Genomic DNA, 26,193 nt, shown 5'->3' on the forward strand with positions numbered 1-26,193 from the left:
TCACCATCCGTATTTTACAGGTGTCTTGACACTTATATTTACATACAATTAAAATTATGACAAGTGTTTTGTTAAGGAAATCATGTAGTTGGGAGGAAGACAATGAAATATTTTGATTATGCTGCTACTTGTCCACTCGATCCAGAAGCGGCATCAGCATTTGTTAAAGCTTCAACAGAGTATTATGGAAACTCTCAAAGTCTACATGATATAGGTACACGTGCATCCACCTTACTAGAAGGCTGTAGGGAGGAAATTGCAAGATTACTAGGTGTAAAGAGTGAAGGAGTTTATTTTACTAGCGGGGGTTCAGAAAGTAATTTCTTAGCCATTCAATCCCTTTTATCTAAATCAATAAAAAAAGGAAAGCATATCATCACGAATATCTCTGAACATTCTTCCATCCATACGTCCTTACAGATGTTAAAAGGGTATGAAATAACCAAATTGCCCTTAAGGAAAGATGGCATAATTGATGTTCAGCATTTTAGGTCCGCCCTACGTGATGATACAGTACTTGTTTGTATGCAACATGTAAATTCTGAGATTGGAACGATACAGCCACTACATGAAATTGGTATGCTTTGTAGGGAAAAGGGAATTCTCCTTCATAGTGATTGTGTACAATCCTTTGGCAAGCTGGATATAAAAGCAATATCACCATTCGTAGATAGCCTGGCCATTTCCGGTCATAAAATATATGGTCCTAAAGGGATTGGAGCCATGTATGTTTCACCAACCATCACATTTGATCCTTATTATCCCAATACATCACATGAGCGTGGAATGCGGCCAGGAACAGTAAATATCCCTGCGATTGTAAGCATGGCAACAGCTGCCAATAAGCAGGTAAGTAATTTAACTAGAAATTATGAACACATGAAATCTTTACGGGAACAGTTTCTCTCTGAATTAATGGAAGTTAAGAATGAGATCGTTATACATGGGAACGATCATGCACAGCTCCCATCCATTATAGGTCTTCAAATAAAGGGACTTGAAGGCCAATGGGTGATGCTAGAGGCTAACCGTAAGGGCTATGCAATCTCAACTGGAAGTGCGTGCCAGGTAGGCCAGACTACTCCTTCTAAAACGATGCTAGCACTAGGAATAGATGGGAAGTCAGCAAAGGAGTTCATCCGTATTTCATTTGGGATTCACACATCTGATGCCGATGTGAAAGGATTGGCCCAAGCAGTTGTTGCGATTATCCAAGAAGCACCACAGCGTGATATTCAAACAACAAGTATGATAAAATAATCGTAGTGTTGACAGTAAGGGAGACGTTTAAAATGAGTGACAAAAAGATATTAGGCGAAAACAGGCGCGAGCTCATTCTTGACTGGCTAAAATCAAGTACTGCACCGATTACTGGAGGAGAACTTTCAATAAGAACAAATGTTAGTAGACAAGTAATCGTGGGGGATATTACGCTTTTAAAAGCGAAGGGTGAGCCAATTATGGCAACGAGCCAGGGCTATTTATATCTATCCAATCAAGTGAACGATGCTCCTATTTACCGAACCATTGCCTGTTCACATCCGCCTGAGCAGACAGAGGAAGAATTAAATTTGCTCGTTGATCATGGAGTCACTGTCAAGGATGTAAGAATTGAGCATCCCATTTACGGTGATTTGACAGCTTCAATCATGGTGTCCAATCGTAGAGAGGTAAAGCAATTTTTAGAAAAGATGCAAGCAACCAATTCTTCCTACCTATCAGAGCTTACCGGAGGAATTCATATTCACACCATATCTGCACCATCTGAGCAAATCTTAGATCAAGTCGAAGAAGTGCTAGACAAAGCTGGATTTCTCATTGATAGAAAATAAAAAACTAGTTGCCAGTGCGCAACTAGTTTTTTACTTTTAACTTATTTCATGGTAATAAGGATAGCTTCCAAGTACCGTTACACTACAGCCAAGGGCTTCAAGTTCGGCAATCGCACCTGGAATAAGTACCTCGTCCATCTTTTCTTCAATATCAATGATAAAAAAGTAATTTCCAAGTCCCGTCTTCATAGGACGTGACTCAATTTTAGATAAATTTAATTTTCTCCATGCAAAAGCAGATAACACTTGATGTAACGCACCTGATCGATCCGTAGGTAATGTGACCATTACTGTCGTTTTATATCCTTTAATATCAATGGTTTGTGGTTGAAGTTGGATGGCTTTTTTTGATAACACAATAAATCTTGTATGATTAAAGTCATAATCGTGAATATTATCTCTTGCAATTGCTAGACCATATTCTTTTGCAGCAAGTTGATTAGCAATAGCCGCAACGTTTTCATCCGGATGTTCAATAATGTACTTCGCTGCAGCAGCTGTGCTTGTTGCATTTTCACAAGGCACACCTTTTAATGAACCATGAAGGAACTTATGACATTGAGCAATTGCATGAGGATGGCTTAATACTTTAGTAACCTTCTCCCATTTCTCTTTAACAGACGGATGTACAAGTAAATGCTGCTTTACAGGAGTTGTCACCTCACCGATAATTGGTAAATTAATTTCATGGATTAGATAATCCAACGTAATATTTACCGATCCTTCTAACGTATTTTCAAGCGGAACAACCGTAACGTCGACCTCTTCCTCCATTACTGCATCTAAGCAATCCGGAATTGTGGCATAAGGAATTCGTTCCTCATAAGGAAACATTTCTCTTGTAACTAAATCAGTAAACGTGGCTCTTGGTCCTAAAAATGCTACTTTCAATATTCTCTCTCCTTTGTTACCACAATCCATCTCTCTCTTTTTATCACTTTATCACTTTAAACAAAATATGTATACAAATGAAAAACAGGGCGGGGCCATTATGCCCCTGACCCTAATACTTCTACCTTCTCTACAAATTCCATTCTACGTAAACGTGCAAGCAGTTCTTCGATTTCAATAGCCATATCGGTTGTATTTAAAGATAGTGTTACGTTGGCCCTACCTTGAAGTGGGATTGTTTGATGGATAGTTAATACGTTACAACCAGAGGATGCTACTACACCAAGCAGCTGGGAAAGAGTTCCCGAACGATCTTCGAGATGAAAAAACAACGTAATTAAACGTTCCTTGACAATCGTGTGGAAAGGAAAGACTGTATCTCTATATTTGTAAAAGGCACTACGGCTTAAGTCAACCTTTTGAACCGCATCCCACACAGACTCAACCTTTCCACGTTCAAGCATTTCCTTCGCATCCAGTGTTTTTTTCATGGCCTCCGGTAGTACATCTTCACGCACTAAGTAAAATTTCTTATCTAATATTTCTTCTTCTTTCATTTTCCCCACCCCCAGGTAAAGCGCTACGATTTACTAATCTAAAAACTCGAATTCGTAATCCATAAGTCTTACTGTATCACCATTTTTTGCTCCTCTTTCCCTTAACGCTTCATCGACACCCATGCCACGAAGCTGACGAGCAAATCGTTTGATTGACTCATCTCTAGAAAAGTCTGTCATCTTAAACAATCGTTCCACTGCATGTCCTGAAACAACAAAAGTACCATCAGGTTCTCTCGTAATAAGGAACTCTGTCTGCTCTGCTTCATGCTTGTAAAGTACGCGGTGAACTCCTGTACTCTCAAGTTCTTCTTCATGAAGTGGAAATTCAGGTGTTTGTTCGATTTTATCCGCAACCGCGAAAAGTAAATCTCTAAGCCCTTGGCGTGTAATCGCTGATATAGGAAAAACTGGATACTCATCTGTTAATTTCTCTTTAAAGGATTTTAAGTTATCCTCGGCCTCTGGCATATCCATCTTATTAGCAACGATAATTTGTGGTCGTTCAGTTAATCGTAAATTATATTCCTGTAACTCATTATTGATTGTTACGTAATCATCATAAGGGTCTCTTCCCTCTGTTGCAGCCATATCAATCACATGAACAATGACCCTTGTTCTTTCAATATGACGCAAAAACTGATGACCAAGTCCTACACCCGAGTGAGCTCCTTCAATTAATCCTGGCAGATCTGCCATGACAAAGCTTCTTCCATCATCTGTCTCTACCATTCCCAGATTCGGAACAATCGTTGTAAAATGATACTCAGCAATCTTTGGCTTTGCGGATGAAACGACAGATAACAAGGTTGATTTACCGACACTAGGGAATCCAACTAAACCAACGTCAGCTAGGAGTTTAAGTTCGAGAATAACATCCTTTTCCTGTCCTGGTTCACCATGCTCAGATAATTCAGGTGCCGGATTTGCAGGTGTAGCAAATCGTGAGTTTCCTCGGCCTCCTCGGCCTCCTCGAGCGATAACCGCACGTTGCCCATGCTCAACCAAATCTGCAATGATTTCATTTGTTTCTGCATCTGTCACAACGGTTCCCGGTGGAACTTTAACTACCATGTCTTTTGAGTTTTTTCCATGCTGATTTTTAGACATCCCATGCTCTCCACGAGGAGCTTTAAAATGTCGCTGGTATCTAAAATCCATTAACGTACGTAATCCTTCTTCTACTTGAAAAACTACATCTGCGCCTTTACCGCCGTCACCACCAGCTGGTCCACCCTTTGGTACATACTTTTCCCGGCGGAAAGCTACCATTCCGTTTCCACCGTCTCCGCCTTTTACATAAATCTTAACCTGATCTACAAACATCTTTTTTCCTCCCGTCTGTCCTATGTAGTTGCTCTTACACAAAAGAGCCTGATAGAAGTTGTCATCACATGACGAGAATTGATTGAATCCAATTATTTCTCATATGGTACGAGTACCTGTAATGAAAATTCCTTTTCCGAAATTTCATGAACGATTACTTCTATTAATGTTTCTTTGCTTGCGAAAAATGTTTCAAGCTCAATCCTATTTTTTATTATTCCTCTAAAATCAAAAAAGAAACAGGTTGAACTTTGTTGTCTTTCAATTGTAATGGATAAATGATTATCTGCAAATTCCTGTACTGTCTGCTGCAAACACTCGAAAAATGAACTTGTCCAGTTTGAAGCAATCATGTCATTGATCGTAAATTGATTGTCGGTAGACGCCTCGAGAACTTCATAGTCTACCTGAAAAGAGAAGTTGTTCCAGTTGCAGGTAAGAAGGAGGGCAGCAAACTGTGGTGTATGTAATTGAGAGAGTCGTGCCTCATTTTGTGCTTCTATAACAATGTCCTGAATAATCTCATTTACCCTATCGTATTTATGTAAAGACAAATTGCCCTTTATAAGCTGTACTTTATTTAACCAATCGTGACGGGAGTGACTAAGCAGCTCTACCGTCGTCCAATCCTTTTTCATGTCATGCACTCCTGTACCAATTCATTATCAGTCAGAAAACTGCTTGTTTTTAGTATAGCAAAAAAGAAAACCTTGGTAATAGGTTTCTTCAAAATATATCTTTCGATTAAAAAAACTCTAACCAAAGGGTTAGAGTTTTTTCTAAAAGAATTAAGCTTCTTGAGCTGCAGGGTATACGCTCACTTGCTTACGGTCACGTCCTAGGCGTTCGAATTTAACAACTCCGTCCACTTTCGCGAATAGAGTGTCGTCTCCACCCTTACCAACGTTAACACCTGGGTAAATCTTAGTACCACGTTGACGGTAAAGGATTGAACCACCAGATACGAATTGACCGTCTGCACGCTTAGCACCAAGGCGCTTAGCTTGTGAGTCACGACCGTTCTTTGTAGAACCTACTCCCTTTTTAGAAGCAAAAAACTGAAGATCTAATCTTAACATTATGTTCCACCTCCTACTTTTTGAAGGTAATCTTGACAAATTTCCCGTAATCTCTCTCGATCGTTTGCAATGACACAACCATGCCTTCAAACAAAAGCTGTACTTTCTCCTGTATGTCCGTAGAGAGATTGGTAGGAATCACACAGCGGAGAAAACCACCTTCTCCTTGCTCAATCTCAGGTTCAACACCTGTTAACGCAATAACTGCGTTAATTGCACCAAATGAAACAGCAGAGACACCGGCGCATACGATGTCGTCCCCTCGATTTGCAAAGAGAGCATGACCGCTCAATGTAAACGACTTTATGTGCCCAGATTCAGTACGATAAATCGTCGTTTGAATCATCTTAGACCGCCTTAAGCGTTGATTTTTTCAATGACAACTTTTGTGTATGGTTGACGATGACCTTGCTTTTTGCGTTGGTTTTTCTTCGCCTTGTACTTGAAAACAATGATCTTCTTAGCGCGACCTTGCTTTTCAACTTTAGCTGTAACAGTAACACCCTCAACAACTGGGCTTCCTACCTTTACGCTTTCTCCACCAACGAATAAAACCTTGTCAAATGTAACAGTTTCGCCTGCTTCAGCGTTTAGCTTTTCGATGTAGATAGTTTGTCCTTCTTCTACCTTCACTTGCTTTCCGCCTGTTTCAATAATTGCGTACATGAACTGCACCTCCTTATAAACTAAGACTCGCCATCACAGGCGCTTTTCTATGAAAGACTTACAACCTGATCTGCGCGGTTGTAGCACGGGTGCTACAAACATAACATAAACGATATTATCATATTTTCTTTGTAATTGTCAATACAAAAAAGCTCACCGCTAGATGAGCTTAGTTATTTTATAGAAAGGTTTGTCATTAGTTTTTATAACAAACTGAAGGGTTACATGGATTAACTCTTCCATTCTTTGAAGATGTTTTCCTTCCATACCGCAAAAAACACTTTTCACTTCATCCGTTGTTTCAATAGTAACAGCCACGTAATCGGTTCCTCTTAGCTCCCAAAGCTCTCGTTCAAGCTTAAAGGCAACCGTTTCTGCACTTAACACGCTTCCTGTCCCATCACATACTTTACATTTTTCAGTTAAACCTTCCGATAAAGCTATTTTTGTTTTTTTCCTGGTGAGCTGCATGATGCCTAGTTGAGTAAACCCAACAATATTTGTACGTTTATGATCCTTTTGCAATGCTCTTTCCAGCCTCTTTTGGACCATTTCTTGATCACTTGGATCCTTCATATCAATAAAATCAATAAGAATAATTCCACCAATGTCCCTTATTCTTAATTGACGTGCTATCTCTTCAGCTGCTAGCTCATTTGTTTTCACGACCGTATCTTGAAGATGATTTTTCCCTGAATACTTCCCCGTATTCACATCTATGATCGTAAGTGCTTCCGTTTCATCAATGACTACATACGCACCGTTTGACAGCCAAACGACTCGTCTTAATGCTTTTTCAACTGATTCTTCAATCCCGTATGCAGAGAATATATTTTGTTTATCATGATGATAAATAATGTTACACGCTTGACCGTTTGAACCTGCAAGTATTTTTTCCTTCAGGCTGGAATCATCAATCACAATGGTGGCGGAGTCCATCTTTTTTAGTTCTTCTTTAAGCTCCTTAATAAAATGCTCACTTTCGTGAACAATCATCGGTTTCTTTACCATCTTCAAAGATTTTGTGAGTTCATGATATTGAATTCGTAACTGGTGAAGCTCTGCTCTAATTTCTTCTCTGTTTGCATCGGTACATGATGTACGAAAGATGAGCCCTTCGTGGTCTTCCTTCAGCTCGTGCCCCATTTGACGCCAGCTTTCTCTTTGCTGGGCATCCTCAATTTTTCTCGAGACAGCAACATAATAACCATTTGGTAAGTAAACAATATTCTTTCCATTAAGCTCAATAATTCCTGTCAGACGTGGTCCTTTGTCACCGGTTGCATCTTTTTCCACCTGAACAAATAATCTTTCTCCTTGATGCACAAATGCCCCTATCCCTTTTCTTTCTTTTACGTTCTTCTCATCTTTTGATGATAAAAACGACACAAGCTTATCTCTATGTAAAAACCCTTGTTTTTCTTCTCCAATGTCAACGAAAGCAGCATGTAACCCTGGCATTACCTTTGTTACCGTTCCTATATATATATTACCAACGAGCGACTGCTGCTTTGGTTGTTCAATATACAGCTTCTCAACTTTCTGTTCCTTAAGTATTGCATATCGTTTTTCTCTACCTAAATAATTCACAATAATCTTTTCCAACATCTATTCCTCACTTTATCAATACGTCACCTATATTATCATTGTTCAATATTGATAAAGCAAATCCTTCATTCTTGCCATCAAAAGTTTATCAGCAAAGTAAGCATGTAGCACTTCATTTTCATCAAGTAATCTCTTCTCCTGTCCATCATTCTCGATAATAATAGGGTGCTTACAGCCTCTTTGAAATCTTTCGAGCACATGAATGATTAGCTCATCTTCTTCAACCTTTAATGGAATAAGGGTTCCGAACGTATCCTTTTTCCCGTAATAACGCTCCAATAAAAAACGAACAAATACATATCTTCTTTGCTTCCATTCATAATACAATGAAAATAAAAGAAACAAGATAATGATCCAGACATTTAGATTTAATGGCTCTGTCACCAAAATAATGCCACTAAATAATAATAAAGCAAAGAATGATAGAATAAGCATCTGCCTAAACGCTAGTGGAAAAGGCTTTTTAATAGAAAGCCATAAAAAAATGAACTTCCCACCATCTAATGGCCAAATAGGAAGCAAATTAAATAAAAATATCATTACATTGTACTGTAGAAACAGGGAAAATAAATGGTCATCCATTAGTCCGAATTGATGAAGTAAATAGGCAACACCAACAAGCCATATATGTTGAATAGGTCCAGAAAGTACGACGATTGCTTCTTCTCTTAATGGCCTGTTCCCGTGTTCATCCATCTCCGCAACCCCACCAAAAGGGAGTAAGGTGATTTTCTTTATTCTCCATGAAAAATAGGAAGCGGCTGCCCCATGGCCTAGTTCGTGTGTAAAGATAATGATTAAGAGGAGAAGCAGTTCATAAAAGTGACCTGTCACTACAGACAAAGCCACAACAACCCACAAAAGGGGATGAATATGAATTTTTGACAAAAGCGCAATCACTTTATTCAACCTGAATCACCTGAAAAGGATCAATAAATTCATTTCCTTCTTTTAAGGCAAAATAAAAGGAACCTTTTGTGCCATCATCACTATTCATCGCCGTTCCAATTTCCTTTCCTTTTTCGATATACTCATATAAATTCACTGAAATATTATCGAGATTTCCATACCAGGTTTCACTTTTATCACTATGCTGGACAATAATCGTTTTTCCAAATCCCTCTTTTATACCCGCAAATTCAACCATACCACCACTCATCGCAGTAACGGCCGCGCCTTTAGGTGTTTCAATAGTTACTTTTTGCCCGTCTTCACCAAACTCCTCTAAAATTTTCCCTGATGCAGGAAGGGCATAAGGCTGCGACTCCTCTGTAGCTTCATCCGTTTCTTGATTAGTGAACGGCAATAGTGCTATCGGTTTCCCAAACTGTTCTTCATACCAATTTGCTACTGTTGTAAACTGAAAATCCTTTTCCATGTTTATTGACACAAATTCTCTAACACTTTCAAATCTAGCATCATTGTTTCTAAAAATAATTGCTACTAAGAAAACTAGAATAGTGGATGCTAATATTTTAAAAATGAATACTTCCTTTCGAAAAAGAGGATGCAGTTCTTCTTCTTTCCCACTTTCATATGTGGGAATCCGATCATATCCGTGCATTTCTTCCGTTTCCGGCAGCAATAGCCTCGAATGGGCAACGGTCTGTGTAAGCCTGTCCCTCTCCCTTTTTCGCTTTGCAATACGTTTACGAATATCATCCGGTCTTGACCTCATGGTTTCCCCACCAATCCTTTTAACGTTTTGTACAAGTTTATGTACAAAAGGACAAACCTATGACAAGACAATTTTTATCCAAGCCATGAACCAAATAAAAAAACCGAGAATAATCTCGGTTCTACTTAACTCCAAAAAACTTTTTAATTTTTGTAAATACACCTTTATCTCCATCATCAAGCTGTTGAAGTGGTATGGATTCTCCCAATATTCGGCGTGCGATATTTCGGTAGGCAATCGACGCTTTTGAATTAGGATTAAGAGCAATTGGCTCTCCATGATTAGAAGCCTTGATGACTTCATCATCATCTGCCACAATTCCAATTAGATCAATAGATAGATGTGCTGTGATTTCGTCTACATCAAGCATATCTCCATTTTTCATCATATGACTGCGGATTCGATTAATAACTAGCTTTGGTGCTTCCACATTTTCTTCCTTTTCTAGAAGACCAATAATCCTGTCAGCATCCCTTACAGCCGATACTTCAGGTGTAGTCACAACAATAGCTTTATCCGCACCCGCAACTGCATTTTTGTAACCTTGCTCAATACCTGCTGGACAGTCAATTATGATATAATCATAGTCCTGTTTTAAATTATTAATTAACGTTTTCATTTGTTCAGGTTGAACAGCCGTTTTATCACTCGTTTGTGCCGCTGGAAGCAAGTACAGTAGGTCGTCAAATCTCTTATCCTTCACTAACGCTTGATGAATCTTACAGCGTCCTTCCACGACGTCCACTAAATCGTAAATGATACGGTTTTCTAGCCCCATCACCACGTCTAAGTTTCTCAGTCCGATATCTGTATCAACAAGGCAGACACGCTTCCCTTGTAAGGCTAGAGCTGTTCCAATATTTGCAGAAGTAGTCGTTTTGCCTACTCCACCTTTTCCTGAAGTTACAACAATGGCTTGTCCCATTTTAGCGTCCCCCTTCCAGCTTGGTTAAGTTTGGTCTTAGCTGTGATAATACTTGCAATCTATCAATAATAATATGATCGGTTTCATCGATATAGGCACATTCCATTTCCCGCTTCTCCTTGTCAGTTGTATAATCTGGAGCACGGTTAATGCAATGACTTATTCTAATTTGTGAAGGATTCATTACTGAAGCCACAACCACTGCTTCTGAGTTTCCATAACATCCTGCGTGAGCAATTCCCTTTAATGCTCCCATGATAAAGATATTACCACCCGCTCGAACTGTACCGCCAGGATTCACATCTCCCACTAAGAGCAAATCACCTGGGGTTTCTAATACCTGACCCGAACGGATGACTCTAGCTACTGGGACAATCTCGTTTGCTGATATTGCCAGCTCAGCTTCTTCCTTTGTCATGACATTTGATTGAATTAATTCCACGACTAAATTCTTTTTTTGGCGAATTAAATTTTTAATTTCTTCTTGCTGTTCTTCTGTTAAGTAGCGGTTCCCCACTTGAACTCTAACTGATATTAAAGGTCGATCTTTATTAGCTAACGAATTTTCGGTTAATTTGGAATCTAATTCCTTCTTTAATTCTTCATAGGAGCATAGATCGTCTAAGTGTAGCGTTAGACCATCCTTTGTTCCTTTTATTAGCACGTTTTGTGTCTTTTTCATGTTAAGTTGGTCACCTCAATAGAAATGCATCCCTCGATGATAAGCAAAAATAAGAAAAGCTCATTACGAAATAAGCTGTAGTATATCTGTATATTAATTCGACCTAAAGCCCCAGAAATCCTTTTTAAAAAGGAACGAATTTTTTATTCATTCCTCAGTTCTTCTGCATATTTTTCAAACTGACGCTTTAAAGGAAAAGAAACCAGAATAGTAAATGCTAGATTTAAAAGTAACGTTGGATACAGCCTCTCCTGTAAAAAAGTTTGAAACTCCATTTCTGTTACCTTCAATAAGAAGTTTAACTCATATACACCAAGCTCTAGCAAAATGATGCCAACCATAGAAGTCAAAGCAACTACGACAAGATGATTATGTATCAGCTGCATCGTCTTCGAAACAAAATAAGCAATGAGTGGATACAAAAAGAAATAGATTCCAATCACTTCTGTATAAACGATATCAAAGAGCAGTCCAAAAATAGCCGCATGAATGATCCCCTGTTTCTTTCCTCCATAAACCGTTAAAAACAAGAGAACTACTAAAAGAAAATGAGGAACGATGATGCGGTCACTATTAAAAAGCTGTGGAGAAAAAAGCTCGACAAACAAGCTTTCTAGTATGAAAAAAAACAAAATAAAAACAGGAAGAAGGAGTTTTTTCACAATTCCTCCTCCTCTTCACTAGAAATATCACTTAAATCGGGTGTATTTGTCTTAACAGTCACGACCATAACGTGGCGAATATCATAAAAATCAGCACCTGGCTCTATATAAGCTGTTTGATTTAATCCAAACTCGTCTGGAACGACTTCAACCACTTTTCCAACAGGTAAATCCTTTGGAAAAACCCCACCAAGTCCTGAAGTAGTAACAATTTGATCTTTCTCTATTTTCGCATCATATGGAAGCCTCTTTAGCTTAAGAAGTTTCCTTTCCTCATCATATCCCTCAATGGTCCCGTAAGTTTCGGTTTCGCCAATAATTTTTGCTGAAATTCGATTCGTTGGGTCATTTGCACTTAATAGCTGTATGGTCGAGGTAAATTGGCTTATACTTTTTACCTTTCCTATTAGACCATTCGCTGTGATAACGGCCATATTTTGTTGGATACCGTCTTGTTTTCCTTTATTAATAACAAGTAATTCATGCCATCGTTCAGGATTCCTACCAACAACAATTGCCTGAACCGGATCAAATGCGCTTAAATCTTCCTTGTTATCAAGGATTTCTCGTAGTTCTTTATTTTCTTTGGCTAATGTTTGAACATCCACCTCAAGCTGAACTAACTCATCCAATCGAGCCTTCAGTTCCTTGTTCTCTTCATATGTATTTTGCAAGTCTTTTACATTCTCAAAAAAACCTGCTACATAATTGGCAGGACGAGATAAGGCAGATTGGACCCATCCTGTGGTGTCTTTAATAAATTGCTCTGGCCATGTTAACTTCTCTCGCTCTCTTATTGAAAAACCGATTAATGCCACGAGAATAATGATGCTAACTAATAAAATGATAAGGCGTTTATTTGATAAAAATTGTGGCATTTCTTACACCTCAAGTGAAAATATTTTCCCACACAGGGGTATTCCCTCACTCCTAATGGAGAGAGGGAAACAAAGTTTGCTTATCTTGTTTCAGAAGCTTTATTTTTAAAAAGGTGAATATGGTCAAGAGCCTTTCCTGTTCCAATTGCCACACAATCAAGTGGATTTTCGGCAATTAGAACTGGCATATTGGTTTCTTCACTAATTACTCGGTCTAAATTGCGAAGGAGCGCTCCGCCGCCCGTAAGAACGATACCACGATCCATAATATCTGCAGCTAGTTCTGGCGGTGTTTTTTCCAATGTAACTTTAACAGCATCAACGATTGCATATACTGTATCATGTAAAGCTTTCGAGATTTCTTCTGCTCTTATTTCAATCGTTTTCGGAAGTCCAGTTAACAAATCACGTCCACGAATTTCCATATTTTCAATACCTTCAGGATCTCCGGCACTTCCTATTTCCACCTTAATCGTTTCTGCTGTACGATCACCGATCAGAAGATTGTATGTTTTGCGAATATAATTAATAATCGCATCATCCATTTCATCACCGGCAATGCGAATCGATTGACTTGTCACAATCCCACCTAATGAGATGATAGCAACTTCCGTTGTCCCGCCTCCGATATCAACAACCATACTTCCGGTAGGCTCCCAAACAGGAAGATTCGCACCTATTGCAGCGGCAAACGGTTCTTCTATCGGGTATGCATCCCTAGCACCTGCTTGACGAGTTGCATCAATTACAGCTCTTTGTTCTACAGCCGTTATTCCTGATGGTACGCAAACCATTACATACGGTTTGCCTGAAAAGAAACCTTTACTTTTGTTTGCCTGATTTATGTAATATTTCATCATGGTTGCAGTCGTCTCATAATCAGCAATGACACCATCTTTCATTGGTCGAAGAGCGACCACATTACCAGGTGTACGACCGATCATGTTTTTTGCATCGTTACCTACTGCTACGATATGTTTTGTATCTGTTTGTAGCGCAACAACGGAAGGCTCTCTTACAACAATCCCTTTTCCTTTCACATACACAAGCGTATTTGCCGTCCCTAAATCAATTCCAAGATCTCTTGTTCCTATTCCAAACATGAAGTATCTCCCTTTCTAATCCAAATCGTACTAATAAAGTCATCTGTCTAATGGTTTGTCCCACATAAAAATTTTACTCTTTCTAGTCAAAGCCATTTATTATGAATTCATCTTAGTGTTTATTTTGTAAAAAAATCATAAAGCTTATTATATCGCATCGTTAATTAAATTCATAGTGTCATAAATAGCCTTTTTCCTTTAAACTGACAAATTTATTTTCCCCAATAATCAAATGGTCAAGAATTTCAATACCTAGTATTTTTCCACATTCAGCTAGTCTTTTCGTAACCTCAATATCCTCCTTACTAGGGGTAGGATCGTAGGGTAGGAGAGAAGCGCCATCCTATAATAAGTGGTTTCCTCTCCCCTCCCTCAGAACCGTACGTACACCTTTTAGCGTATACGGCTCGCCAGCTAGTAGGCTTAGTATCTCAAAAAGGAAAACTGGGCTAATTTTGTAAACGAATATAAACTTTCAACTTCTCCTTTATCTCTTACTTTTATGCAAAGTTCTCCTTGTTTATATGATTTCATTTCAAGACTCACTTTCCTAACCGAACACTTTCTTTTCATTGCAATTGTTTTGATAAAACTTCCTCTAGCTAGGGAAAAAAGTTTAGAAAGATCATCCCAATTGCTTGCTCCTCTATAATCAAAGACTACCTTTCTTAATTCACAATGATACACCCTCATGATTTGTCTATCTGAGAGGTTAATTAATTGAGGCCGAGGAATCGGTTTGAAACATTTCAGGTCTCCGTATTTTTTCGATAGTCTTTGTAGTGTATCTTTAGGTATTTTGAAAAGAACCGTGTTCGTACGTCTACACCTTTTTAGCTGATAACCACACAAACCAGCAGACTTATTAAGATTGGATAGACACAAGAAATAATCTTTGTTTACATATAAAAGGTATGAGTTGAAATATAGTTGAAACTCATTTAAAACAGCGACTGCTTCATCTTTTGAACCATTAATACCAATTAAAAAATGGTTATAATTCGGAAAAAATCTAATCTCTCCAAAGCTATTATTATCTCTTTTTTCCCTATTCATTTTCTGTTTCATACTTACATTCATTTCTTGAAAATAAATAGCGTAAAGGAGGGATAGAAGACTAGCCCCTTTGTTGCAATCCTCTCTATTAATTATTCCTGAGAAAAACGCATGATGGATGAGAAGAAAAAATCGACGATCCCTTATCTTTTTCTCCATACTCTTCAGGAGTTGTTGGGGCCATGCAGAGGATTTATTACATTTTATCTCTCCTAGAACCCACCAATTATGATTATTCGAATGCCATTTTACCTCTTTGAGAGACTGGGTTAAGTACCCCTTTTTGAGGTAATTATCTTTGGAGATTACATTGAGAATCATTTTTATAACTTCTAGGACCATTAACTCCCTATAAGAGGGAGAAGTGGTATGTTCTAGTGTTTCTCGATGGTTTTCAAATCGAAACCTTCCCTTTTTCAATTGGAAAATCAGCTCATCTATTTCTAATAGTTGAGATTCATTTGGAGTTTTCGGATAAAATAATTTTGTATGTGCCCTTATCCATAACTCTTTCCTAAACATAAGACGATAGCAGTCAGTAATTTGTTTCCCTTTTTGAGAAGCCTTTTTCAAAACGTCTAACTGTTGAAATGGATGAATTGCCATGTTCATGACACCTTTCAATTGGACGAGTAGTAGCCTGTCACCCTTCCCCCTGCTAAACCCATTACAGGCAAACGTCGAGTACTATGGTGACTCCGTTACCATATACAAACCGCTTGTTTGTACTTAGGTAATCCCTGAATTATGCAACATAATAGAACGTGATGGTTAGGTACCCCTTTTGACGGTTTACTCTTAATTTCGAGTATAGAAGGACAATCCTTACAATCGGAAAAAGTCAGGAGAGCTTTTCCGATATTGTCCTCGTTACCTGCTAGCTATCATAAGTAACGGCGCACCCGTCGCTCCTTCGTCTAGGATTCAAGCAGTCTAGCCTTTACCGTACATCACTTGGTCTGAGAAACTGACTCGATATGATAGCTAATCGTCTCTTTCCCTTTGCACATCATGCTAATTTCCCTGCATAGGTTTCCCTTTCAGGTAAGATGCTGACCATAGAACCATGTAAGGAGTTCCAATTCTTTTAGAATACTATTATGCTGCACCCTCCAGGCGCACTCCTGATGGGTGATTATGTGCACAAATAATAGAAGCTGCTGAACGTTTTAAAGCTTCCTTGTACACTTCACGAGGATGAACGATAGAAGCATTTAAGCTCCCAATAAAGACTGTTTTCTTATGGAGGACTTGATTTTTCGTATTAAGGTAAAGACAAACGAAATGTTCTTGACTGAGGAATCTCATATCCTGCATCACATACTTAGCACCGTCTTCAGGTGAACGAATGACGTACCGATCATCGTAATTCAAGTTCGTTATTCTCCTCCCTATTTCCACGGCAGCTAGCACTTGAACTGCTTTTGCCATACCAATCCCCTTAATCTGGGTCATTTCATCTAAGGTCGCTTCCTTTAAAAGTCTAAGTCCTTCAAAATGGTTTAATAATCGGTTAGCTAATTGAAGAACAGACTCTTCCTTTGTTCCCGTTCTCAAAAGAAGAGCAAGTAGTTCATGGTTTGAAAGGCTTTCTGGACCGCTTTGAACAAAGCGCTCACGGGGGCGTTCTTCATGAGGATAATCCTTAATCATTAATGCTTCCGTCCGCATATTGAACCTCCTAATTTATGGGAGGTCGACGTTGAATCTTCATCACCTAAAAGGTTTTAATTCGCGAACAAGGCGTGCTATTGGTAATCCAACGACCGTAAAATAATCACCATTAATTTGTTTCACAAGTGTACTACCGAACCCCTGTATTCCGTAGCTTCCCGCCTTATCGTATGGTTCACCTGTACTTATATAGGAGTGAATATCTTCGTCAGTTAACTCCCAGAATGTTACGTCCGTTTTTTCATAAAAAGTCGTTGTACGAGCAGTCGAGACAATTGCTACTCCTGTGTAAACAGAATGTGTGGTACCAGATAATTTCCTCAACGTCTCAAAAGCTTCCATAGGGTTATTCGGTTTCCCTAATATTTCACCACCCGCAACTACAATCGTATCGGCACCAATGACAATAGAGGAAGAAAAACTTTTTGACACATGCTTCGCCTTCCTGTCTGCTAAATCAATAACTACTTCATGTGGAGCAAGTTCAGAATGAAAGCTTTCATCCACATCACTTGCTTTTACCTCAAACGGGATTTGAAGAATGGATAGCAGTTCCTTGCGCCGAGGAGAGGACGAGGCTAAAATGAGGTTTTGCATAAGATCACCTTACCTTTTTATTTGGATCATAGGGGAGATACCATTTTATCGTAACAAAAAATAACATATCAGTCATTTTTAAATGGCCATTTTTACTAATAAAATGATAAAAAAACAGAGCTTGTCATTTGATTGACAAGACTCTGCTATTTTCTCGCTATTTCCCGGAAAATATCCGAAAATGTCGATAATTTTATTTTTTCGTTTGGTATAAGGACAAAAAGCTTAATAAATGCTGTTGTAACTCTGTACTCTTCTCTTTTGTCGGATTCATAGCAACAATAATTGCTTTGTCCATTTCTTCTTTGAGCTGTATTAGACTCTCAGTTTTAATTTCTTTACTATTGATTTTATCCCATTCAGCTTTCATTTGTGTAACATTCTTTGATGCTTCTTCAGGAATGGTTTGTCCGAGTGTGAGACTTGTACTAATCGTTACGAGCGGTGCATATAATTGTGAGGCCAGCTCCAATAGTTTTTGTTCGGTACTGGTGATTTCGTTTAATTGAATTCCACCCACTTGTAATTCTTTTGCATATATATCATCAATGCCTTTCTCAACTAAGCGCGCTCCGATTGCTTTTCCATTTTCCTTTGTTACACCAATGCCAACAAGTAGTAAATACTTATCAGTTGTGACGACTGCAGAGGGGATTCCTTTTTGATCAAGTACTTTTTTGCCATCATTTGCTGCTTCAATCGTTGTATAGGCACTTTCCTGAACCACAAAAGTAGATACAACCGGTAAGGTATAACTTGTTACATTTTCCTGATCACTTTGTTGTTGTTCGGTAGGTGTAATTGTCGTAACGACTTCTTGTGTCCCAATTGTCTGGTCACTTATGACAAGTCTTAATAGAATAAATCCGAAGCTCAGACCGATGATTACAGCAAAAAAGAAGGCTAGGAAAATAGAAGGAGATAGATTGGTTTTACTTTTTTTAAGAGCTGAAATAACGCTCTTTCCCTTATTTGGTTTGCTTGTATAGCTTGCAATCTTGTACTCTTCTAGTTCCGGCTCCTCACTAGCTTCAGGGAGAATCCAATCAAAGTCTTCCTCATTTTTTTCAGCAGAAGCCGCTGCAACTTCTTCATAATTCGGTTCCTTTATGTTTGGCTTTACTACTGGCCGTTTATCGAATTCTAGTTTTCGACCGTCATCTTCGACAAAAGTTTTACTAGAAGTCACTTTTTCTGATTTTAATTTTTGCTTATTCTCTTGATACGTTCTTGATTTACCATCAATTTTTATCGTGATAGTATTTTTTTTCTGGTTTTCCACTACATTTGCCTCCTTCGAAGATGAGTGCTTGTTTCATCCTATCATAGAGAACAAAAAAAATAACAAGACTTTTGTCGTCTTGTCATGGAATGATTTCGCCAAATTTCTTGGTTATTTTTGTAATTTCTATTTATTTTACGTATTGAGCAACTCTATTTCTTCCCGCACGCTTGGCCCCCACATATAAAGCTCTGTCTGCATGCCTTATTAATGATTGAGGGTCTTCTGCATCATCAGGTGATGTTGCTACCCCTATGGATGCTGTAATGTTTACTAACAACTTTTTATTTTTCTCCGAAATATGTTGTTCAAGTGTAAATGGCCAATTAGCAATTGTTAATCGAACAAGCTCAGCTAGTTTGATAGCCTCTTGCTTATCGACATCAGGTAATAGAATCGTAAATTCCTCTCCGCCATATCTCGCAACAGTCCCTTTATTTCCGACTAAATTTACTAATCGACCAGCTACTTCTCTTAGAATTTCATTTCCGCTTTGGTGTCCATATGTGTCGTTTACTGTTTTAAAATGATCAATATCCAACAGAATGAGAGAGATTTTATTCCGTTCGGAAGCAACTAATTTCTCGTATTCTAGTTGTAGTTCATTGTCTAAATAACGATAGTTGTACAGATTTGTAAGTGCGCATCGCTCACTTATATCTTTTGCCTTCTCATAATGTCTCGCATTCTCTACAGCGACAGCTAAATAGGAACATAAAATTTCAAGAATCATCAGCTGTGATTTTTCGTATGCCCTTTTTTCAGAAGACGCTAGCAATAATATTCCAATCACTTCATTGCTTTTTACAATCGGAACACATAGCACACTCTCCATATGAGGGGAAAGCGGCTCTTTAGTTATACTTTTCCATTCTCTCCTACTTGAGAAAATGAAGGCATTCTTATCCGCCCAAACCTTACCACTAATTCCTTCTCCTTTTTTTAAAGGTTTTACTGTCTCGAAGGAATGAAATTCTCTATTATTGCTCTCCATCCGAATCATGTGTAATTGGCTATTCTCTTTGTTCAAAACAAACGCTTCCTCCACTGGAAGCAAGGTTTTTATTTTTTGTAAAAATAGACCCATTACTCTGTCCACATCAAGCTTTTCAGCAAGCTCATGACCAATTTCTGCTGCTTTCTGAAGATAATTATTTACCTTTTCAGTAGAGTAATAGAGGTTTAATATAATGGATAGACTTGCAAACGGTATTCCAACAAACAGGAGAGCAACCACTCCTACTTCTATATATAACGTGTATAAAACAAGCCCAATTGGCAAAGTAAGGATCGCTGTAATCGTCTCCCAGATAAAATCCTTCCCAAAGTACTGTTGTTTTTGTTTAAACAAAGCATATCTAATTCCAGATAGAATCAATTGATTGAGAATATAATTTACTACTGCATAAGTAATCGCAATCAGCAGCAACTTCGGATTTTCTACCAAAGTTAAGCCATGAACGCCACCTAATGAATAATAAATCATACCACTGAGAAGTGAACAAACAAAAAACATGAGAGAATTTAGGGGAAAGCGATATAATTGCTGTTTTGTGACACGAAGCTTAAGTAGTAACACAATGACTCCTATTTGCACAAGAATCATTTCTATAAACAAACCAAATGTTAAAAACACTGCCAACGATACCCATTGAATAAGAAAAATAGGCGTATTGTTTACAACCATTGGGACAGATGCAACAAAAGAAATTAACAAAATAAATGCAAAAACATCAAAATCTACGCCACTAATCAATGGCGGAAAAAAGAAATAGATTAAATAAAATCCGATTGGGACAAATAAGAGCCAAGTTATCCAAATGAATTTTTTTGCTATTGGATCCATTTCCTTTCTCCTCCTTTATTAATGGGCGAAAAGACTTACTCACGATAAGTTTATCAAAGATTCAGATATTTGTCATAGTTTTATTTTTACATTGCTCCTAGTAACGTTAGTAATTTTGGTTTTACCTCTGCAAGGAAATAGAGTGAACCCGTAATTATAAGCACTTGATTTTCTCTTAAATGGAATAGTTTATCTTGAACACTTTCCTCCCAATCCATGTTTTCCTTCTTATTATTTGACATGCTTATAGAGTAAAGCTCCTTACTCGTTGCCGCACGTGGAAAGTTAAAGGATACAAAGGTGATTTGGGAGGCGATTTCATCCAGCTCTTGAATCATCCCATCAAGTTTTTTATCTCTCAAGGCCGCAAAAACGATATGGATTTCTTTATCATGGTAGCGTTTTTTCGCCTCACGGACCAAGGTGTGAACTCCCTCTTCGTTATGAGCTCCGTCAATAATAACAGTCGGAGCGTTGGATATCACTTCAAATCTCCCTGGCCAATAAGCTTTTTTTACACCCCTTTGAATAGACGAAGGATCAATTACAAATTGAATCGTATCATTTAAAAGCAGAGACGCCATAATCGCTAAGGACGCATTTTCGATTTGATGTTTACCTATCATCGTCGTTTGTAAAGATATCCACTCCTTATCATCCATCTTCCAATCAAACTTTTCACCATTTGCTAAGGATTGATGATTCATTACATGAAACTGTTCCCCTAATACAAAACAACTTGCATTTTCTTCACATGCTTTCTTTTTAATGACTTGTAACGCACCCGGTTGGTGAACAGCTGTAACAATCGGTACATCTCTTTTAATAATTCCAGCTTTTTCAAAGGCGATTTTTTCATGGGTATCGCCTAAAATGGCCGTATGATCAAGGCCGATGCTAGTAATAATTGACAGAAGGGGAGATATAATATTTGTGGAGTCAAACCTACCACCTAAGCCCACCTCATATAAAACAACATCAACAGGGTTACACCGACCAAAATAATAGAGGGACATAGCGGTTATGACCTCAAACTCAGTTGGGCCGCCTAGTTCTGTTTGCTCAAGTTCATCACTTAAAGGTTTGATAACATTGACTAAATGAACGATATCGTCATTAGATATCGGTTTTCCATTTACACTAATTCGTTCATTAAACTGCTCGAAATATGGTGAAGTAAAGGTGCCTACCGAATACCCTTGCTCTTCTAAGATGGATCTCAAAAAGGTAACGGTCGAGCCTTTTCCATTTGTCCCACCAATATGTACGGAGTGAATATTTTCTTCAGGATGTCCCAGCCTGTCCATCATCCATTCCATTCTTGTAAGCCCCGGCTTTATACCGAGTCTTAACCTAGCATGAATCCACGCCACTGCTTCTTCATAAGTCAAAAACATGATGTTCACCTTCCATAATATAGTGAGGACGAATCTATTGTAGATTCGTCCCTCATTTCATTATAGTCCTTTTAATTCATTTAAACGTGCTTCTACTAGTGCTCGTTTTTCCACGTAGTCCTTTTCTTTTGCACGCTCTTCATTAATTACTTTTTCAGGTGCCTTCTTCACAAAGCCCTCATTGCTCAGTTTCTTTTGAACACGTTCAACTTCTTGTGTAAGCTTTGCATGTTCCTTTCCTAATCGAGCGATTTCTTCCTCTATGTTAAGTAATCCAGCTAGTGGGAGGATAATTTCAGCACCCGTTACAACAGCCGTCATCGCTTTTTCCGGCTCATTCACTACTGTCCCGATTATTAATTCCTCAGGATTACAGAAACGTTCAATATAGGCACGATTCTTTTCTAACACAGCGGATATTTGTTCGTCTTTCCCTTTTACGATCATGTTAATCTTTTTGCTTAGTGGAGTATTTACCTCTGCACGGATATTTCTAACAGAACGAATGATTTCCACCAATAGCTTCATATCAGAAGCAGCCTGATGATTGGTTAAGTCCTCATTCACTACAGGCCAAGTAGCTACTGTAATTGACTCTCCATTGTGAGGAAGGTTCTGCCAAATCTCCTCTGTTATAAACGGCATAAATGGATGAAGCAGTCTCATCGTTTGATCTAGGACATAAGCTAAAACCGATCTTGTAGTCAATTTAGCCGCTTCATTGTCACCGTACAGGGGAAGCTTTGCCATTTCAATATACCAATCACAGAAATCATCCCAAATGAAATTGTATAAAACACGTCCTACTTCACCAAATTCATATCGATCTGAAAGTCTTGTTACCGTTTCAATGGTTTCATTTAGTCTTGTCAGAATCCATTGATCGGCTACGGACTTTTCACCACTTAAGTCAATTTGATCATACGTTAATCCATCCATATTCATTAAGGCAAAACGAGAGGCATTCCAGATCTTATTTGCAAAATTCCAAGTAGCTTCTACTTTTTCCGTACTATAACGCAAATCCTGCCCTGGAGAGCTTCCGGTTGATAGGAAATAACGCAATGAATCTGCACCATACTTATCAATTACTTCCATCGGATCAACACCGTTTCCAAGTGACTTACTCATTTTACGTCCTTCCGCATCTCGAACAAGTCCATGGATTAGGACATCCTCAAATGGACGTTCTCCTGTGAACTCCAAGCCTTGGAAAATCATTCTCGATACCCAGAAAAAGATAATATCATAACCAGTCACAAGACAAGCGGTAGGATAGTAGCGTTTATAATCATCGGATTCAATATCTGGCCAACCCATTGTAGAAAATGGCCAAAGAGCAGAGCTAAACCATGTGTCTAAGACGTCCTTGTCCTGTTCCCAGTTTTCAATATCTGTCGGAGGTTCCTGATTGACGTATACTTCCCCTGTCTCCTTGTGATACCAAGCTGGAATGCGGTGCCCCCACCAAAGCTGGCGAGAAATACACCAGTCACGAATGTTTTCCATCCAGCGCAGGTATGTGTTCTCAAATCGTTCAGGTACAAAATTAACTTTTTCTTCTTTGTTTTGTAAAGCAATTGCCTCATCAGCTAAGGGTTGCATTTTAACAAACCACTGAGTAGATAAATATGGTTCAACAACCGCCCCACTTCTTTCTGAATGGCCAACCGAATGCATATGGTCTTCAATTTTAAACAATACTCCGTCTTCTTGAAGGTCCTTAACAATTTGCTTACGACATTCGAATCGATCCATTCCTTGGTACTTACCAGCGTTCGAATTCATCGTACCATCTTCGTTCATTACAAGTACACGTTCAAGATTATGTCTATTTCCAATCTCAAAGTCATTCGGGTCATGTGCCGGAGTAATTTTCACTGCACCTGATCCAAATTCCATATCAACGTAATCGTCACCAACGATTGGGATTTCACGACCAACGATTGGTAGGATCACTGTTTTCCCAATCAAGTCCTTATATCTGTCATCCTCAGGATGAACAGCAACTGCCGTGTCCCCTAACATCGTTTCTGGTCTTGTAGTTGCGATTTCAATAAACCCTGAACCATCACTTAAAGGATACTTCATATGGTAAAAAGCACCTTGTACATCTTTATAAATAACTTCAATATCGGAAAGAGCAGTTTTTGTTGCCGGATCCCAGTTGATTATATACTCCCCTCGATAGATAAGGCCCTTGTTATATAAAGATACAAAAACCTCTCTCACTGCTTTCGATAATCCTTCATCCAGCGTAAAGCGTTCTCTCGTATAATCAAGACCTAGTCCTAACTTAGACCACTGCTCACGAATATGGCTTGCATACTCTTCCTTCCACTTCCAAGTTTCTTCAACAAATGCCTCACGACCTAGGTCATAGCGGCTCTTTCCTTCCGCACGAAGCTTTTCTTCCACCTTTGCTTGCGTGGCAATACCCGCATGGTCCATTCCTGGTAACCATAACACATCATACCCCTGCATACGTTTCATTCTCGTTAGAATATCCTGTAAGGTTGTGTCCCAAGCATGACCTAAGTGTAGCTTTCCTGTTACATTTGGTGGTGGAATGACGATTGTATATGGCTCTTTCTCTTGGTCATTAGGTGCTTGAAAATATTTTCCCTTAAGCCACCATTCATAACGACCTCGTTCAATCGTGTTTGGATCGTATTTGGTTGGCATTGTTAATTCATTTGTTTCCATACTGTTCCCTCCTAAAGTAAATACAAAAAACCCCACTCGTCTAAAAGGACGAATGGAGTTTGCTTCGCGGTACCACCTTTTTTCCAATCAACAAATAACGCTTAATTGGCTCTTATACTAGATAACGGATTTCCCGTCTTTCACTACTAAGAAAAACTGTTCGTAAAAGATGCTCAAGGGCGACCTTCAATTGGAACGCTTAGAAAACTTTTCAGACACGAGTTTTCCTCTCTAAAAGCGAGTAACCAACCTACTCTTCCCTTTCATAGCAAATGGCTGTATGTAATTATGTAAAGATTAAAAGATATAAACCTTCAATTTATACTCCATATACTACATAAAAAAGTACATCAACGTCAATAAGGATACCCATATTTTTTTATAACCATACATAGAGTAATGGAAGAAGGATTTTTTCACTTTACGTCTATGGCATATTTCATTATGAATTTTGGAGGGATCGGTGTGAAAAGAAGGTATAATCCTTATACATTGCCACCATGGTTAAGGACCGTTAGAGGAGTATGCAGACAATTCGTTATCCCTTTTTGTATCTTTCAAGGAATTCGAACCATCTTTCTTCCAACAACATTTGATGTACTTTTTCTTGCCATCCTCATTAGTCTTGCTATTGCCTTTCACTTTGAATTTATTTAGGGAGCCCATTAACTTTGGGCTCCCTCGTTACTTTGAGCTGCTGCTTGGGCAGCGGCTTGTTTTTTTTGTCTTTCTATTTCCTCAATTCGCATAACCATGTACTCCGAGTTTTTTAATAACCAATATTGCTTCTGTAGCTTTTGAACAAACTTAATTTCATTTCTATCTTTTGATTTATAATACTCCTCCACTACCCTTAACACGGGGCCGGGATGGGCAAAATAACTTAATAATAAGAGCATTTCGTCATCCTTTAATGGAAAGTATTTCAGGTATACATATAACCAATCTATACAGTCATCACAACGCTTCGGGAAAGTGTGTAACAGTCTTGATAAAAAAGGCAAAATATCATGAATGGCTGCACCTTCCTTACTGCCTTCAAGATTAATAAAATACCCGTATCCTCTATCATCATAGAGAAAATGCTCGGAGGAGATTTTTCCGTGAACCACGACGGCTCTTGCCTTCGTTTCTTCCTTTGTTTGTTCAAACCATTCTTTAAGCTTGTTTTGGGAATACGTTAATGCTTGACGAATGTCATTATAATACAGGCAAAACAGAAGTTCCGTAGGGGACATATATTGTTTCCCTTCACACGCCTCAATATATCCTTCAATAAATTCAATCTCTTTCTCCCAAAGTGATGAAAGATTATTATAATGATCTTCTTTTTCTTTAGGATCAATACTGACTTCATGAAGTGATAAGGTATGGAGTCTTGCTAGCTCACGAAAAAGCTGTTGATTTCTTTCATTGCGATTTTCTTTTTCCTCATTAGGTAACCATGGCATTAAGTAATATAATGCCTGGTTATGCAGAACAGCATAGCGCCCATCAACCGTTGGATAAACCGGTACAATACGGTTGTAGCCTTTTTGATATAGATATTGAATATGTCGGATAAAATCCGTTCCATGTTTAGGAGAGATCTTCTTTAAAGCAAATACTCCTTTATCACTATAAACACGGTAGATTTTCCCGAATCTCTCAATAAAATGAGGCTTAACCTCGTAATATTTTAAAATTGGCTCCATCTGTTGTAAGAAATTCACATTCGACAAGGATCTCAACCCTTCCATTAAAAACAA

Annotated in this window: 25 protein-coding genes, 2 pseudogenes and 2 other annotated features; of the genes and pseudogenes, 3 read left to right on the forward strand and 24 right to left on the reverse strand. The window is 38.5% G+C overall.

Annotation, left to right across the window (positions count from 1 at the left end; all coding sequences use genetic code 11):
- Window positions 1-102: 102 nt before the first annotated feature.
- Window positions 103-1,260 carry an IscS subfamily cysteine desulfurase gene (locus BKO01S_RS05645; RefSeq protein ID WP_066050075.1) on the forward strand — a complete coding sequence of 386 codons (1,158 nt, stop codon included), beginning with the start codon at window positions 103-105 and terminating at the stop codon, window positions 1,258-1,260.
- A gap of 32 nt (window positions 1,261-1,292) precedes the next feature.
- On the forward strand, window positions 1,293-1,832 hold the full coding sequence (locus BKO01S_RS05650) for a transcription repressor NadR (protein WP_066050079.1): 540 nt from the start codon (window positions 1,293-1,295) through the stop codon (window positions 1,830-1,832).
- Between the two features lie 36 nt (window positions 1,833-1,868).
- Here the strand turns inward: BKO01S_RS05650 and pheA are convergent, their stop codons facing one another.
- The 23 genes and pseudogenes from pheA to BKO01S_RS05760 form a co-directional block, all read right to left on the reverse strand.
- Window positions 1,869-2,723 (reverse strand): prephenate dehydratase, encoded by an 855-nt coding sequence (gene pheA, locus BKO01S_RS05655; RefSeq protein WP_066050082.1) that lies wholly within the window; start codon window positions 2,721-2,723, stop codon window positions 1,869-1,871.
- 98 nt (window positions 2,724-2,821) lie between these two features.
- Window positions 2,822-3,280: a transcriptional regulator ThrR gene (gene thrR, locus BKO01S_RS05660; protein ID WP_066050085.1), complete on the reverse strand. Its 459-nt coding sequence runs from the start codon at window positions 3,278-3,280 to the stop codon at window positions 2,822-2,824.
- A gap of 33 nt (window positions 3,281-3,313) precedes the next feature.
- Complete coding sequence (gene obgE, locus BKO01S_RS05665) at window positions 3,314-4,606, reverse strand: GTPase ObgE (protein ID WP_066050088.1); 1,293 nt, start codon at window positions 4,604-4,606, stop codon at window positions 3,314-3,316.
- A 92-nt stretch (window positions 4,607-4,698) separates the two neighbouring features.
- Window positions 4,699-5,244 carry a Spo0B C-terminal domain-containing protein gene (locus BKO01S_RS05670; RefSeq protein ID WP_066050091.1) on the reverse strand — a complete coding sequence of 182 codons (546 nt, stop codon included), beginning with the start codon at window positions 5,242-5,244 and terminating at the stop codon, window positions 4,699-4,701.
- 150 nt (window positions 5,245-5,394) lie between these two features.
- Entirely contained in the window at window positions 5,395-5,685 is a 291-nt protein-coding gene (gene rpmA / locus BKO01S_RS05675) for a 50S ribosomal protein L27 (protein WP_066050094.1), read from the reverse strand.
- A gap of 13 nt (window positions 5,686-5,698) precedes the next feature.
- Window positions 5,699-6,031 (reverse strand): ribosomal-processing cysteine protease Prp, encoded by a 333-nt coding sequence (locus tag BKO01S_RS05680; protein WP_066050097.1) that lies wholly within the window; start codon window positions 6,029-6,031, stop codon window positions 5,699-5,701.
- Between the two features lie 11 nt (window positions 6,032-6,042).
- Window positions 6,043-6,351 (reverse strand): 50S ribosomal protein L21, encoded by a 309-nt coding sequence (gene rplU, locus BKO01S_RS05685; RefSeq protein ID WP_066050104.1) that lies wholly within the window; start codon window positions 6,349-6,351, stop codon window positions 6,043-6,045.
- A 13-nt stretch (window positions 6,352-6,364) separates the two neighbouring features.
- Window positions 6,365-6,441, reverse strand: a sequence feature (ribosomal protein L21 leader region).
- Window positions 6,442-6,510: 69 nt separating this feature from the next.
- The gene (locus tag BKO01S_RS05690; RefSeq protein ID WP_198158770.1) at window positions 6,511-7,956 is read right to left on the reverse strand and encodes an Rne/Rng family ribonuclease; all 1,446 of its coding nucleotides are present in this window, start codon (window positions 7,954-7,956) and stop codon (window positions 6,511-6,513) included.
- 45 nt (window positions 7,957-8,001) lie between these two features.
- Window positions 8,002-8,868 carry a M50 family metallopeptidase gene (locus tag BKO01S_RS05695; protein ID WP_066050110.1) on the reverse strand — a complete coding sequence of 289 codons (867 nt, stop codon included), beginning with the start codon at window positions 8,866-8,868 and terminating at the stop codon, window positions 8,002-8,004.
- Entirely contained in the window at window positions 8,861-9,637 is a 777-nt protein-coding gene (locus tag BKO01S_RS05700; RefSeq protein ID WP_066050113.1) for a M23 family metallopeptidase, read from the reverse strand. The genes BKO01S_RS05695 and BKO01S_RS05700 overlap by 8 nt, the downstream gene beginning before the upstream one ends.
- A gap of 121 nt (window positions 9,638-9,758) precedes the next feature.
- Window positions 9,759-10,562 (reverse strand): septum site-determining protein MinD, encoded by an 804-nt coding sequence (gene minD / locus BKO01S_RS05705; protein WP_066050116.1) that lies wholly within the window; start codon window positions 10,560-10,562, stop codon window positions 9,759-9,761.
- 1 nt (window position 10,563) lies between these two features.
- On the reverse strand, window positions 10,564-11,244 hold the full coding sequence (gene minC, locus BKO01S_RS05710; RefSeq protein WP_066050119.1) for a septum site-determining protein MinC: 681 nt from the start codon (window positions 11,242-11,244) through the stop codon (window positions 10,564-10,566).
- 143 nt (window positions 11,245-11,387) lie between these two features.
- Window positions 11,388-11,906, reverse strand: coding sequence for a rod shape-determining protein MreD (mreD, locus tag BKO01S_RS05715; protein ID WP_066050121.1), 519 nt, complete (start codon window positions 11,904-11,906; stop codon window positions 11,388-11,390).
- Window positions 11,903-12,784 (reverse strand): rod shape-determining protein MreC, encoded by an 882-nt coding sequence (gene mreC, locus BKO01S_RS05720; protein ID WP_066050122.1) that lies wholly within the window; start codon window positions 12,782-12,784, stop codon window positions 11,903-11,905. The genes mreD and mreC overlap by 4 nt, the downstream gene beginning before the upstream one ends.
- 80 nt (window positions 12,785-12,864) lie before the next feature.
- Window positions 12,865-13,887, reverse strand: coding sequence for a rod shape-determining protein (locus tag BKO01S_RS05725; protein WP_066050125.1), 1,023 nt, complete (start codon window positions 13,885-13,887; stop codon window positions 12,865-12,867).
- A 178-nt stretch (window positions 13,888-14,065) separates the two neighbouring features.
- Window positions 14,066-14,206, reverse strand: a pseudogene (locus BKO01S_RS23830) (JAB domain-containing protein); the annotation flags it as partial.
- A gap of 104 nt (window positions 14,207-14,310) precedes the next feature.
- Window positions 14,311-15,285 carry a group II intron reverse transcriptase/maturase gene (locus tag BKO01S_RS05730; RefSeq protein ID WP_198158771.1) on the reverse strand — a complete coding sequence of 325 codons (975 nt, stop codon included), beginning with the start codon at window positions 15,283-15,285 and terminating at the stop codon, window positions 14,311-14,313.
- 780 nt (window positions 15,286-16,065) lie between these two features.
- A pseudogene (gene radC / locus BKO01S_RS05735) lies at window positions 16,066-16,614 on the reverse strand (RadC family protein); the annotation flags it as partial.
- 42 nt (window positions 16,615-16,656) lie between these two features.
- Window positions 16,657-17,214 (reverse strand): Maf family protein, encoded by a 558-nt coding sequence (locus BKO01S_RS05740; RefSeq protein ID WP_066050131.1) that lies wholly within the window; start codon window positions 17,212-17,214, stop codon window positions 16,657-16,659.
- Between the two features lie 193 nt (window positions 17,215-17,407).
- Window positions 17,408-18,496, reverse strand: a complete 1,089-nt coding sequence (locus BKO01S_RS05745) for a hypothetical protein (protein ID WP_066050133.1) — start codon at window positions 18,494-18,496, stop codon at window positions 17,408-17,410.
- A 130-nt stretch (window positions 18,497-18,626) separates the two neighbouring features.
- Window positions 18,627-20,342: a sensor domain-containing diguanylate cyclase gene (locus BKO01S_RS05750; protein WP_084361977.1), complete on the reverse strand. Its 1,716-nt coding sequence runs from the start codon at window positions 20,340-20,342 to the stop codon at window positions 18,627-18,629.
- Window positions 20,343-20,428: 86 nt separating this feature from the next.
- A complete protein-coding gene (locus BKO01S_RS05755; protein WP_066050136.1) occupies window positions 20,429-21,739 on the reverse strand; it encodes a bifunctional folylpolyglutamate synthase/dihydrofolate synthase in 1,311 nt (436 codons plus the stop codon).
- A 60-nt stretch (window positions 21,740-21,799) separates the two neighbouring features.
- A complete protein-coding gene (locus tag BKO01S_RS05760) occupies window positions 21,800-24,445 on the reverse strand; it encodes a valine--tRNA ligase (RefSeq protein WP_066050139.1) in 2,646 nt (881 codons plus the stop codon).
- A gap of 41 nt (window positions 24,446-24,486) precedes the next feature.
- Window positions 24,487-24,721 (reverse strand) — a binding site (T-box leader).
- Window positions 24,722-24,910: 189 nt separating this feature from the next.
- On the opposite strand from BKO01S_RS05760, the gene BKO01S_RS23835 reads away from it, so the two are divergent.
- Window positions 24,911-25,102, forward strand: a complete 192-nt coding sequence (locus tag BKO01S_RS23835; protein ID WP_501193736.1) for a YszA family small membrane protein — start codon at window positions 24,911-24,913, stop codon at window positions 25,100-25,102.
- A gap of 8 nt (window positions 25,103-25,110) precedes the next feature.
- Here BKO01S_RS23835 and ysxE read toward each other — a convergent pair whose 3' ends face one another.
- The gene (gene ysxE / locus BKO01S_RS05765; protein WP_157077306.1) at window positions 25,111-26,166 is read right to left on the reverse strand and encodes a spore coat protein YsxE; all 1,056 of its coding nucleotides are present in this window, start codon (window positions 26,164-26,166) and stop codon (window positions 25,111-25,113) included.
- Between the last annotated feature and the right edge of the window lie 27 nt (window positions 26,167-26,193).

The organism is Robertmurraya korlensis NBRC 107688, assembly GCF_001591645.1.
GTDB lineage: Bacteria > Bacillota > Bacilli > Bacillales > Cytobacillaceae > Robertmurraya_A.